Source organism: Rhodococcus koreensis, assembly GCF_017068375.1.
GTDB lineage: Bacteria > Actinomycetota > Actinomycetes > Mycobacteriales > Mycobacteriaceae > Rhodococcus_F > Rhodococcus_F koreensis.
The window spans coordinates 183,239-196,078 of the sequence record NZ_CP070609.1 but is presented as its reverse complement, the minus strand read 5'-3'; the positions used below and the strand labels follow the sequence as shown (position 1 = coordinate 196,078).

Annotated in this window: 7 protein-coding genes and 4 pseudogenes; 6 read left to right on the top strand and 5 right to left on the bottom strand. The window is 67.0% G+C overall.

Annotated elements, in window-relative coordinates; all coding sequences use genetic code 11:
• Positions 1-48 precede the first annotated feature (48 nt).
• From JWS14_RS00825 to JWS14_RS51665, 5 genes and pseudogenes are all read left to right on the top strand, one after another.
• A pseudogene (locus JWS14_RS00825) lies at positions 49-714 on the top strand (transposase); the annotation flags it as partial.
• A gap of 467 nt (positions 715-1,181) precedes the next feature.
• Positions 1,182-1,322 carry a hypothetical protein gene (locus JWS14_RS00820; RefSeq protein WP_179377708.1) on the top strand — a complete coding sequence of 47 codons (141 nt, stop codon included), beginning with the start codon at positions 1,182-1,184 and terminating at the stop codon, positions 1,320-1,322.
• Between the two features lie 169 nt (positions 1,323-1,491).
• Positions 1,492-1,769: pseudogene (locus JWS14_RS49835) on the top strand (hypothetical protein).
• 1,286 nt (positions 1,770-3,055) lie between these two features.
• The gene (locus tag JWS14_RS00815; RefSeq protein ID WP_095864204.1) at positions 3,056-3,721 is read left to right on the top strand and encodes a ScbR family autoregulator-binding transcription factor; all 666 of its coding nucleotides are present in this window, start codon (positions 3,056-3,058) and stop codon (positions 3,719-3,721) included.
• A gap of 148 nt (positions 3,722-3,869) precedes the next feature.
• Entirely contained in the window at positions 3,870-4,148 is a 279-nt protein-coding gene (locus JWS14_RS51665; RefSeq protein ID WP_420855104.1) for a hypothetical protein, read from the top strand.
• Positions 4,149-4,690: 542 nt separating this feature from the next.
• Here the strand turns inward: JWS14_RS51665 and JWS14_RS00810 are convergent.
• The 5 genes and pseudogenes from JWS14_RS00810 to JWS14_RS00790 form a co-directional block, all read right to left on the bottom strand.
• A complete protein-coding gene (locus JWS14_RS00810) occupies positions 4,691-5,281 on the bottom strand; it encodes an ATP-binding protein (RefSeq protein WP_206012282.1) in 591 nt (196 codons plus the stop codon).
• 89 nt (positions 5,282-5,370) lie between these two features.
• Positions 5,371-6,291: pseudogene (locus JWS14_RS00805) on the bottom strand (Mu transposase domain-containing protein); the annotation flags it as partial.
• Positions 6,292-6,331: 40 nt separating this feature from the next.
• The gene (locus tag JWS14_RS00800) at positions 6,332-8,770 is read right to left on the bottom strand and encodes a site-specific integrase (RefSeq protein ID WP_241031205.1); all 2,439 of its coding nucleotides are present in this window, start codon (positions 8,768-8,770) and stop codon (positions 6,332-6,334) included.
• Between the two features lie 5 nt (positions 8,771-8,775).
• Complete coding sequence (locus JWS14_RS00795; protein WP_011600104.1) at positions 8,776-9,996, bottom strand: tyrosine-type recombinase/integrase; 1,221 nt, start codon at positions 9,994-9,996, stop codon at positions 8,776-8,778.
• Between the two features lie 74 nt (positions 9,997-10,070).
• Positions 10,071-10,718, bottom strand: a pseudogene (locus JWS14_RS00790) (transposase); the annotation flags it as partial.
• Between the two features lie 322 nt (positions 10,719-11,040).
• Here JWS14_RS00790 and JWS14_RS00785 point away from each other — a divergent pair.
• Positions 11,041-12,627, top strand: a complete 1,587-nt coding sequence (locus JWS14_RS00785; RefSeq protein WP_206012279.1) for an ISL3 family transposase — start codon at positions 11,041-11,043, stop codon at positions 12,625-12,627.
• Positions 12,628-12,840 lie beyond the last annotated feature (213 nt).

The window sequence follows — 12,840 nt, the reverse complement described above, 5'->3', positions numbered from 1 at the left end:
GTGGACACCCCGGACAATGGTTCCAGGAGAGCCAGGAGGGATGTCGAGGTGGGACGCCAGTCTCTGTACACGGAGGAATTCCGGAAAGACGCGGTCGCGCTGTACCGCGCGGCCGACGGCAAACGCACGTACGCGGCGGTGGCCGCGGATGTGGGCATCAGCGGCGAGACGCTACGGACGTGGGTCCGTAAGGACACCGCCCGGAACGGGCGGTCGCAGGACCGCAGTACCGGCGCCGACGGGACCGAGGCGGACGAGCTCGCGCGGCTGCGCGCGGAGAATGCTCGGCTGCGCGGTGCGGAGAAGGAATGGCAGCTCGAACGCGAGATTCTGCGTCGGGCAGCAGCGTATTTCGCCAAGGAGGTGAAGTGAAGACCCGCCGCTGGGACTTCATCTCCGCTCATCGCGCCAAGTTCGGCGTGCAGCGGCTGTGCCGGGTGCTCGGGACCTCCCGCTCCGGCTACTACAAGCACCCGGCCACCGAGCCGGCCCGGGTCGAGCGCCAGGCCGAGGAGGCCACGACGGTCGCCGAGATCCGCGCCACCGATGCCGAGCACCGCAGCGCCTACGGCGGCCCCGCGCGCGCAGGCCGAACTCCGGTCCCGCGGACGCAGGATCAACCGCAAGCGGGTGACCCGGCTGACGCGGATCCACCACGTCGTCGGCCGGCACCTGCGCCGCACCAAGCGCACGACCATCGCGGACCAGCGTGCACAGAAGTAGGCGAAGGGGATGGGGGAGGAGTGACTCGCTTCGTGGGTGACGCGTCAGCCGAGGGTCGCCGCGTCGAAGGGCCCATGGGGCGGCGGCACCGGTTTATGTGTGGTTTAGCGGCCAAGCGCAGCCCCCGCCAACGATGTACATCAGCTGGCAGGGGCGCTACACGGACAACCTGCACGTCGTAACGAGCAGCGCATCACTGATCTTCGTGAGCCGGAGCCTGGAAGTCCAGAGAGTGTGATCCACGCCATTGCACTATTTTCGCATCACTCAATAACCGACCAGTAAGTGTGATCTCGAGTGGTCTTGTGCTGTGCCCAGACCCAATCCTTCGGACCCGATTTCGGGTATGGGTGTACGTAGTTCGGCCGATGTGCAGGTGTCGACGTCGGTCCAAGGTAACTGGTACGCCGCCGTCGACGTGGCAATCGAGAATATCTGCACGTGAGAGAAGAGTTGTCATGGCACGAAATACCGAGAGCATGGGTGCAAGTGTGCTGAATACGTTGCGGGTCGGTGTGGTTGGCACTGTTCTGTACGCCGGTCTGATCATGGGCGTCGTTGTGGTGGCGGTGTGGAAGTTCCCGATGCCCGGCGTGTAGGCCCGCGGCGTCTGTGGTCCTGCGCCGGCGCCTGGCGTTGCAGAGTGAAACACGTGGTGGCAGTTCGGCGATAGAGCGACAGGGGCGTGGTTCTGCCCGTGGCTCAGCGTGGCCGGCAAATCAGCGCGCGATACCCGTGACGGGCCCTGATGCTGTGGAAGGGACGATGATGTTCGGGACGGGCGTAGCTCTCATGGTTGGTCTGCTGGTGGTGGCGCTTCTGGTGGTGCCCGTCTCGTTTGGTGTGGCGGCACAGCGGACGCGAAGGTCCGCCGCCCTGCGGAGTCCCGGGCATCGTATCCGAATCCGGTGGGCGCGGTCGCTGTTGCGGATGTAAATGTGCGGTGTGATCGGTGGCGGCAGTTGGCAACCCGAGCGTGGCTGATCTGCGGCGGCGCCTCGCTGGTCGCAGTAGCGGTCGTGGGTGTACTGATCTGTGTCGGGTGACGGTGACGGCATGTGCCGAAAGTGTGCAATTTTGGCGGTTCGCACCTGCCGCCGGGGGCCGGCTGCACAAACGAAATTGCCCCCGCGCGGATAGAGTATCACCGGAACATGAAACTATCTCGGCCCCAATGGTATACGCGCGTCAGTGGTCGCCCGAGATGCGATGGCATCCAGGTGAGCCGAAGCGACCCGGTCGGAGTATCGTCCGCTCCGACCGAGCCTCGCCGGGACATGTAACAGGTACCCGCCACGTCAATCCTGACCGCGCTCGTCACGCAGTGTGCGTTCGTGAGGCGACCCGCTCCGTTGGAGCGGCGGGGGTTCCGCGTCGGTGTACCTGGATGATTGGCGTCGCTGATGTCTCCTCGGACGTTTGCTGGGTGTGAGGTTTTCGACCGGATCTACAGAAAGGCATATCGTCTGGCGGCAAGGGACGTTTTCGGCGGCGCAGTGCATCAATCCCTGCTAGCCAGTGGGGGTTTGGCGGCCGCGGTATCCGTTTGTTCACCCGCTGCTTCGTGTTCCGGTGCGAGGAAATGGTAGATCCGCCGTCTGTCCCGGTGTCCTAAGTGTGATCCACGCCACATGGATTTCTCGGGTTGTCCGATACACGGCTGGCGGCCGTCGGCGCAGAATCGCCGATTCGAAATGACGCATTCAAGTGTGGGCGTTGGTTCTAACGGGGCGGATTTGGTGCCTGACCGATCGATTTGGCCGGCAGCGATCCCCGAACTCCGCTCGTCCGGACGTAGAGAGATGGTCGGCGGGTGGAGCACGGCGCCCGGTGGTGGGTGCGGGTGTTTGAGGTCGGGACTGGTTGGTATGGACCTCGTGTCAGTGCGGTGTGGTGCGGTGTGGTGCGGTGTGGTGCGGTGTGGTGCGGTTGAATGGGTGGTATGGGGTCGCCTGTGGGTGAGCAGCTGTGGCAGACGTTGTCCGATTCCGGGTTGGCGTTGGTGTGTGTGTCCGTGGGCCGCAGTGCCGGTGGGCGGATCTGCTCTTGCCCGGCGATGGGTCGGTGGGGAGTTGACGAGATCGCCGGGCAGTGCCGCGACCACCGATGACGACACGTGGGAGCTGCGACGCCTCGAGAGGGGGGCGGAGTTCACCGAAAAAGCGCCCCGGTGGTCTGTTTTCGTGTGAGCCGGTGTCGGCGCCCGCGCGTGTGGACGCGGGTTTTTCCTGAGGTGAGGCGCACCGGTGCCGGTGGTAGCGTCGCGCAGGCTGCAGGGGTGCGATCGAAAGGTGCCGGGCTGCAGTGGCGAATGGCACGGAAGGTGCGGTAGATGGTTCAACAGCAACGGGCGGCGGTGACCCGCGCGCAGATCGTCCGCGGGGCGGCGGAAATGTTCGACAGGTCCGGGTTCGAGGGTGCCAGTCTCGTCGAGATCCTCGAGGCGGCGGGCATGACGAAGGGGGCGTTGTATTTTCATTTCCGGTCCAAGAAGGATTTGGCCCGGCACATCATCGCCGAGCAGCACCGGATCTCGATCTCCGCGGTGCAGGCGATCGCCGCGCAGGAGGCGTCGGCGATCGAGCAGATCGTGATGCTGTGTCATGAGATGGCCCGGCAGATCGTGCAGGACCCGATTGTGCGGGCCGGGATCCGCATCACCCTCGAGCTCAGCGCCGACGACCGTGGCCCCGCGGGCCCGTATCTGGATTGGATCGCCGCCTGTCAAGGGTTGGCGGCCCGTGCGGTCGCCGAGGGCGATCTTGTCGAGACCATCGACCCGCCGACGTTCGCGCGGTTCGTCATCGGCGCGTTCACCGGGGTCCAGACCGTGTCCCAGGTTCTGACCCATCGCGTGGATCTCGAGCAGCGGGTCGACGAGATGTGGGGGTTCCTGCTGCCGGGGATTATGCCGACCACCCGGCACTCCGGCATGATGCGGATCCGGGCGGCCCGCACCGACGTTCCCGTCACCGGACCGCCCGACCGTAAGGATTAGTGCGCTCAACCTACCGGGACGATCGCGCATGCTTGCTGCAGACCGATAAGTGCGCCATCCGCACTCCGCCGGCGACGCGATCGGAACAACGATGGGATGATCGCCGGGGCCGGTGTTCGTGCAGGTCCGCTAGCGTGCCGGGTGCCGGGTGCCGGGTGCCGGGTGCCGGGGGCTGGTCCGCGGGAGCGCCGCGGCCGATGTCATCGGGGAGATCATCGAGGACAACGCGGCAGTGAGCCGGACCGGGGGTGGTGGTCACCAGTGGGCGCCGGTGCATCGGTGGGCGGTCGCGGTCGATGATGGGCGGCTGGTCTTTGCCGACACCGAGGTCTTGACCATCGATCCGAGTTCCACCACCCCATCGCGGACCCAGACTGCGATGTGCCCTCTTCTCGGTGCGGGGCCAGATTTCACTCTTGCTGGTTGACCGCAAATTTGTCGTTGCGGAATTGTTATCTGGCCGGTATAAATATTCACATCGTGTGCTGTGTGTCACGATTCTCTGAACAATCGAACTGGAGTTGCAACGATGGACCTCGCTTTCTTGGCCGACTTTTTCTCGAACGTCTCCACTCTTCTCGGCGTTCTCGATTTCTTCTCGGGTTCTGCTGGGTCGCTCAGCGGCTAGTAACGCTGGCCAGTAACTGAACTGGCTCTGTGGCGGCAGAGAGGGGGCCCGTCCTTTACCTGCGGACCCTTCTCGCTGTACTTGGATCTTCCGGTCGTGTCTGCGCCGCGTCGGTTCCTCACTGGCAGTGCCGTGAATGTCATTTTCCGCGTGGATGGTCTGACAGTTCAAGATCATTTGCTGGTCTGGATGCTGACCTATCTCGATTCGGTAACTCGAAACTTTGAGAGCCGAATTATGTGTGTCGTCGAGTTGGGGAAACAAGGGTCCGCCCCCAGCGGGAGGTGCATCTCGGCGCGTGGCTGCTCGCCAAAGGTGTCGCGACGCCGAACGCGGCGGCCTCACGCCCGACGTAGCGACCCGTGCCTCGTGGCGGCGAAGGGTCTCGCGGTCACGATCGACAAGGTCGCCGAACTCGACCACGCCTCGCAGGCGGCCAACGCCCACGTCCGGGCGCGCCGACGATGGAAATCGGCTCCCACACGAAGGAATGCTAGGTCTTCGAGGGTGAACCACAACACCTTTCGTCCGTGTTCGACGGCGTGTTGGCCGAGGGCCTCGAGGAAGAATGTCTTGCCCGTGCCGGACGGGCCGCAGACCACGAGGTTCTCCCGCCGGTCGATCCATTCCAGGATCCGTAGCGCCTGCTGGGTCGGCGCCGGGATGGACGACAGTTCCGGTTTCCACGCGTCGAAGGTCTTGCCGGTGGGAAACGCCGCGGCGGCGCGGCGGGTGGCCAGCGCCGAGCGTTCCCGCCCGGCGGCCTCCTCGGTGAGCAACGCCTTGAGGACCTCGGCCGGTTCCCACCGTTGGGCGCGGGCGGTGGCCAGCACGTCGGGGGCGGCGCGGCGGATGTGCGGCAGCCGCAGCCGGTGCAGCAGTGTTTCCAGGTCGGCCGGCAACGGCGGCGCCGACGGTGGTGCAGTGCTCACGAGAACAACCTTCCTGTGGTCGGTGTTTGCATGACGTTCTGATGCTGTTGCAGCGCAGTGGATTTAGATAGCCCTGCGTGTGGTCGGCGTTAGGGTTCGGTGTCGCCGGTGCCGTCGGGGTCGGCGAGTTCGGTCAGGATCGGGGCAGCGCCGAACCGGGCCCACCCGGCGGTGCCCTGGGCCAGGGACCGCGATTCGTCGGCGCGGTGGGTGGTGTCCGAGGCGGCGCCGGTGGGGTGGGCGTCGAGGATCGCCATCAGGTCGCCTTCGGCGAAGCGGCCGTAGGCGGCGGCGTGTCCGAGCGCCCAGTCGACCCGTTCGGCGCCGAGCAGCTTGGCCAGGGTGACCGCGTTGCCCATCTTCACGCGGATCTTCCCGGTGCCGGCCTCGGCGGCCTCACACAACCACAGCCGGGCACCGGCACCGATGTCGCAGAAGGCGCGTTCGGCGTCGGTCCGTGGGATCGGGTGACGGTCGAGGACCCCGGCAGGAGGCGGCGGGAAGTGCTCGTCGCAGATCTGCGGGGAGCCGGGGCGGGCCCGCCGGTGACGGGCGACCTCGACCGGGCCACCCTCGCCGTGGTGGACGAAGACGATCCGCTCGGAGACACCGGCGCCGTGCGCGCGGACCCACACCGTCTGCCCGCGCAGGGTGTGCGGCACCGAGTACTGGCCGTTCTCGAAGGACACCATCGGTGTGTTGTCCGGGACCGTGCGGGTCACACCCCAGGTCGCGGTGTGCGGGGCGGCCGGGACCGGGTGCAGGTGAAGCCGTTCTTCGGCGAGCATCTCCGCCGGGATGCGGCGGGTGGTGCGGTGGATGCGGGTGTTGACCTGGTGGCAGAACTGCGTGCAGGCGGCCTCGAGGTCGTCGAAACTGTCGTACTGGGCGGCGAGATTGTGGTCGGTGGGCACCAGGTCGGCCTTGGCGAGTTTGACGGTGTTCTCCACCCCGCCCTTGGTGGCCGGGTCGGCGGGCAGGCAGGTCTTGACGACCAGGCCGTATTCTCTGAACTTGACGGGGACGGCTAGTTGGCCGTCTCGCCCTGAGTCAGGAATCCTTGGGGAGGGTCGGGTTTCCGAGTTCGACGGTCCCGGTGTTGAGGGTGCGTTTGTCGATTTGGGCGAGTTTGTCTTCGGCGGCGGCGAGGCTGACTTGGAGTCCTTCGACTTCGCCGAGCCAGCCTTCGCGGTTGGCTTCGGTGATCCGGGCGGCGAGGTTGTCGCGGATCTCGGCCAGGCGGGGTCTTTGGTCGGGATCGGGCCAGAGCAGTGAACATCTGACGCAGGCGTGCTCGTGAATGCACGCCGATCCGAAGGCCCGGCCGCAGGTTCCGATGGAGACCTTGCGTCGCTCGAAGTGACCGAGGAATTCCTGCCATTCCTTGTCGGTGGGGACGCGGTATTCGTCGGTGGGGCGCAGTGCCCGCCGCCGGGCGAGGAAGGCCAGGTGGGATTGGATGGCCTCGTCGGGATAGACCGCCTTGTAGCCGAGGGTGACGTTGATGTCGCGGTGGCCTGCGATAATCTGGGCGATGTGTGGTGGCAGCCCGTTGAGGATGGCGTCGGTGATGAACATCCTTCGAAAATCGTGGGGAGTGAACCGGATTGGGTCACCGGTAGTGGGGTCGTCCAGGCCGGTGTGGGCGAGAGCCGCGGTGAGCATGTCACGAATGGTGCTGGCGCTGATCGCTCGGTGTTCGTAGCCGTAGCGGCGCTGGAACAGCAGCGGCAGTGGCGGCGACCAGGCGCGTTCCCTGTCGTCGTAGGCGCAGACGAGCGGGACCGCGCCGGTGGTGCCGCGGACCCGGCAGATGATCGCGGAGAGCACGTCGGCGAGTTCGGGGCTGACCACCAGCAGTCGTTCGGTGTCGGTCTTGGACGGGGCGATCTGCAGCAGCGGCACCACCTCTCCGGTGGTGGGAAGCCGGTATTGGACCAGGCTGTGGTGGGACAGTTCGGAGAGTTCCTCGATGCGGATGCCGGTGGCCCGCAGCACTTCCACGGCGGCGAACGTCCAGAACGCGTGCTCTTCCTCCCGGCCGAGGTCCCGGCGTTCGCCGTTCGCCGAATCCTGCGCCCAGATCTTGGCGGCCGCCGAGCGTGTCGGGGCGAGGCGGATCAGCGTCTGCCCGGCGGCGGTGAAGGCCTCGCCGGGCTGGGTTCGGCGGGCCTCGTCGAGTATCGCCGCGGCGTCCTTGCGTCGCTGGTCAACGCTGCGGACCAGGACCGGCAGGACGGGCAGCCGCTCCCGGGTCCGGGCGTCCATGCGGGACTTGCGGTGACGCTTGTCTTTTCGCCTGTTGATCTCCTCGCTCCCGACCGGACACGGGGCGACCCACGGTCCCCAGCGGGCCGGGTCCTCGACGGCCCAGTGGGCCAGGTCGAGATAGAACGCTCGGACCGGGGTCAGGCATTCGCGGTAGTTGATCCGCGCGGCGGTGGTCTGCACCTTCTTCCCGTCGGGTGTCCGGATCGTCTTGGGGACGGTGCGCAGCCGTTGCTTCCAGGCGTCGGCGACCGCCGCGGACAGGTGGAGGCTGTCGATGCCCGGATGGTGACGCTCGAGGTCGGCCCAGAACAGGCCACCGAGATAGCCGGCGAGTGAGTGCAGGCTGGTGTAGTCCAGAACAGGCTGGCGTTCGCGCAGGTAATCGACCAGCAGATCCCGGATCGGACGGCAGGCCAGCCCGTAGCGGTCGATCATCTCCTCCGGCGTGCGCTGCCCGGCAGTGCGCAGCTCCCTCAGCGTCGCCGGTGCGTTCTCCGCGAAGACCCCCATAGTGCGCAGGGTCCGGTAGAACAGGTGGGTGGCACCGACCGAGGTTCCGCGGGCGTCGGCCTCTGCCTCGAGCAGCTCGAGGACATCGCCGGTGGTGACATCGGCCAGGGTGCCGCCCTTGGCGGCGAGTATCAGTGCGGCGCGGTAGGCGGTGCGAGTCGCCGCCGCCGGGGACACGTCCGGATCGGCCGAGCATAGCGCTCGCAGCCGCGCGAACCCCTCAGCATCACGGCACTGAGCCAGGACGTTGACCAGAGATCCGCCCCGGAAGCTGGCGGTGACCAGCCATGTCAACGACGGCCGGATGAGGTCGGCGGCCACCGCCGTATATAGCGCCCGAAAGAAGCAGTCGTGCAGCCAACCGGCAGGGTGGCCGTGATCGCGCAGCCATGCAATCGGGATATGCCGCCAGGACCGACCGTCGGCGTCGGCGCCGCTCGCCCGCCACCGGTCCTGCCAGGTTCGGCCCGGCTGCTCTGCCAACCAGTCCAGCAGCAGGCCCACCTCGGTCTTGTAGGCGTTCGGGTGTCGCTTGCCGGGCCTGTCCGGCGCGAACGGCGCACGCGTCAGCCGCGCCCAGACGGCGTCACGATCCTGTCGGATCGTCGGCCAGTCCGCCGCTGGGGGCCGGGCCGACGGGCGCAGCCGGGCCGACGGGCCGGCTGCCGTCCGCCCAGCCGAAACATCCCGGGGTTCTTCGACGCTCATGGTGGTCATCCGGCGCCGCCGAACAACACTTGCAGTGTCTCCGGCCGATAGCCAGGAGCGGGTGGCGGGGCCGCCCGCTCGGCCGCCTTCCGGTTCTGCTGCGCGTGGTGAGCCAGAATCCGCCGGATCACGTCTTGCTTGCGGGGCGTCAGATAGCGCTGGGTCGTCGTCAGCAGCGCGTGCCCGAGGACGAACTGCACATCGGTCAGCGGCAGTTCGGGGTCCTCGGCCATCCGATAGGCGGCGGTGTGACGCAGCGCGTGCAAGGTGACCGTGCTTCCCGCTGCGTCGACCGCCCGCTCGAACATGCGGTGCACCGCATGATAAGTCAACGGACGCACCGGGGTTCGAGACGTCCACCACAGCGGCTGCCGCCGCCCCTTGAGTGTCAGGCCGGCCATCTCCACCTGGTAGAGCCGCAGCCACACGAACGCATCGGTGGACGCCGGCAGCTCCTGCGCCTCCCGGCTGCCCTTGCGGATCACCGTGATCAGCTGCCGGCCGGGGTCGACACCGCCTTGCGTGACCGACAACAGCTCCGAGGCCCGCGCACCGGTGGAAACGTAGAAGGCGACCAATGCCCGATCCCTGTTCGAGGGAAGCCGGGCGAAGATCTCGTTGAACTCCGCGTCCGAGACGCTGCGGGGAATCCGGTCGGGCACCACCGGTCGATACCTACCCGTCCGCTCGTTGCGGTGCGGCTCCATCGGATTGTGATGGGCGTGCGCTCGTCGGCCCCGCCGCGACCGGTCCAGCGGGAACGGATTCACCAGCGGTCCGCTGCCCGCATCCAGGTGAAACTCGTAGAATCCGCGCAGCACCGTCTCCGAGTGCGCACGCACCGACGGCGCGTAAGCATCCCGACTCGACGACGGGTCAGGCACCTCCTGCGGTCTGCGCCAATGCGGGCGAGACGGCTTGCCCGCCACAAGCATCCAGCGGCAGAAATCGCGGGCCTGGGCCCGCGTCGCCCGGTTCCACGAAACCTCGATCGCCCACAGGAACCGGAACCACCGCAGCAGATCCATGCCATAGGAGCGGATCGTTGCCTCGGATCGGTCGGCCGCCTGCAGATCACGGAAGTAGGCCGACACCGCCTCCACCGCCGCCCCGGACGGATCGATCAGTCGGAACGGCAACCACGGGTCACCGGTCTCCTCCAGCGAACCGACCAACGGCACCGCCAGCGCCGCCAGATCCCGTGGCCGCTCCTCGTCTTCGTTCACAATCCGGACATTACCGAGCGATCCCGTCCCAGCCCGTCAACCTGGGCAAACGCGTGTCGTTGTTCAGTCAACGGGTAGTGCCGGGCGAACGAGACCACGCCAGGGTTGCGGACGGCGACCGAGGCGATGTGTTCGGTGGTGACCATCTTCTCGTTGTCGGTGAGCAGATACGTCGGGACACCACCGACCTGCCGGAAGATCCGGTCCAGGCCCGCGTAGACGGAGGGGGCGGTGCGGTCCCGCAACGGGATCACCACCCGGTGCCGGCACCAGGCCAGCCACGCACACAGCAGCACCGTCTTGGCGCCGTCGACGACCGGGCCGTCACCGAAGTCGTACTGCAACCAGAGCCCGGGTTCGGTGATCCACGGCCTGTGCACCCGGGTGTGTCCGAGCCGGTAGGCGCGCTTGACCCGGGCCACGGCACGGCGGGTAGTGCGTTCGGTGCCGGTGAATCCGAGGGCCAGCAGCTTGTCATTGGCGACGTCGGCGCGAACCCGGCCCTTCGAATGTTCCACCTACTCTTCGATTTTCGGTAGATATTCGTCGATCAACATCGGTCTCCTCTCCCGCGGCATGCTCGGCCCACCGGCGCTGTCGCGTTCGGCGACGAGGCGGGCGACGGTGTGATGCGAGCACCCCGCCAACGCGGCGGCGGCACGATACGACTTCGTCAGGTCGTAGGCGGCAAGAATTTCCATGGCTTCCTTGGCAGACTTCACAGTGGCCTCTCCTCGAGGACTGCGTTTCGGCGTGGTAGCACCGTCGAGCGAACCCGAGGAGAGGCCCCGATCCGGGGAGGCGATCGGGAAGAAAATCGAACGTGTCGTACAGCTGAGACACCCGAGTGGGCAGTTTCGTGTCCGCCAGTGGGCAGAAACTCGTATCCGTCAGCGGGCAGTTTCGTGGCCACTACCGGGCGCTTTCGTGACCGCCCATGGGCAGTTTTTCGGATCTGGCGCAATTTTCGTGAAGCCGCTGGGCGTGTCGCTGACCTGCATCGACGAGGTCGGGTGAGGATTCTCCGGGTGCGCTGAAGACGGTGTGCGGGTCCTGCTCCCGCATCTGGCAGGTATCGATGTTGTCGGTGTTTGGCGAGTCGGATCGACGATCCGACTTCAGGCCCGTTCCCGAGGTGACCGAGCGTGGTGCCCGCGGTGCGGTGGTGAGGCCACTCGTGTGCATTCGCGGTATCGCCGACAGTTGACCGACACCGCGATCGGTGGGCATCCGGTCTTGATCGATGTCCGGGCCCGCCGGTTCTTCTGCGACACCACTGACTGCGGGGCAAGAACTTTCGCCGAGCAGATCGCGGGGTTGACCGAGCGATGGAGTCGACGAACACCGGCGGGGACAGCGATGATCGAAGCGATCGGCCTGGCCGCGGCAGGACGGGCCGGCGCCCGACTCTCCGGCCGACTCGGTGTCGCCGTCAGCCGGGACACCCTGCTGCGGGCAGTGCGGTCGATACCCGACCGACCCATCGGTGAGGTGCCCGTCCTCGGTATCGACGACTTCGCACTCCGCCGAGGCCACGTCTACGGCACCGTCGTGGTGGACATGAAGACACGAACACCGATCGACCTGCTGCCCGACCGCACCGCCGGCACCGTCGCCACCTGGCTGCGCGGCCATCCCGAGATCGAGGTGGTCTGCCGAGATCGGGCCGGGGCATACGCGGAAGGCGTCCGCACCGGTGCCCCGGACGCGATCCAGGTCGCCGACCGCTGGCACCTGTGGCACAACCTCGCCGGTGCGGTGGAGAAGACGGTGATCCGCCACCGCGCCGACCTGCGCCCACCCACCGAAACCACGAGCACCAACGACGCGATCGACAACCCCTCCTCCGCGACTGCCGACCCGACCGAAAGTGGTATCGCTGACGGTCGCCTGGCCACCCGAACCCGGGAACGCCACGCCGCCGTCCACGAATTGCTCGCGCAGGGAAGAACGATCTCGTATATCTCCCGGACACTGCCACTCGACCGTAAGACGGTCCGGCGCTTCGCCCGCACCGCCGATGCCCAAGACCTGCTGCCCACTACGCGGACCGGCCGCAGTCTGCTCGACGAGTACGCACCCTACCTGCGTGAACGCGTCGCCGGCGGGTGTGTCGACGCGGCAGTCCTCACGCGCGAGATCACCGAACTCGGCTACCGCGGCAGCACCAAGACCGTGCGCCGATTCCTGCAGCCACTGCGCGCCGCCCACACCGCACTGCCCTCGAGGCCGGCCGCGCCCAGCGTCCGGCGGGTCACCGGGTGGCTGACCCGACGACCGGACCGGCTCACCGACGAGGACCGGGCCGGGCGCGACGCGCTCCTGGCGCGCAGCCCCGCGCTCGCCACCACCGGTCGACTGGTCCAGGACTTCGCCGAGATCATGGTTGATCGGCGCGGCCAGGACCTGAACGCCTGGATCGGCCGCGCCCGGCAAGAAGGGTCACCGGCACTTCGGTCGTTTGCTGCGGGCCTGGTCCGTGATCTCGATGCCGTTACCGCGGGGCTGACACTGCCGCACAGTTCCGGCGCCGTCGAGGGGCATGTGAACAGGATCAAGATGCTCAAACGGCAGATGTACGGGCGAGCCAACTTCGACCTACTCCGCAAACGCGTCATCCACGCTGGATAGCTAAGCGCCCCATAGCAATCACGAAAATTGCGCCAGATCCAGTTTTTCATGTCCGCCGACACTCGATAACGCGGTCTTGGGAGTTAGTCGCGCGCCGATCTTCCCATTCGATGTGGAATCCACCTGCTGCAGGTGTTGCGCAAAGTTCAGGCCCGGTTATGCCAGAGGAGGTCAACGCCGCGGCCGACACCGCCTCTGATCCCGGGCCGGGCG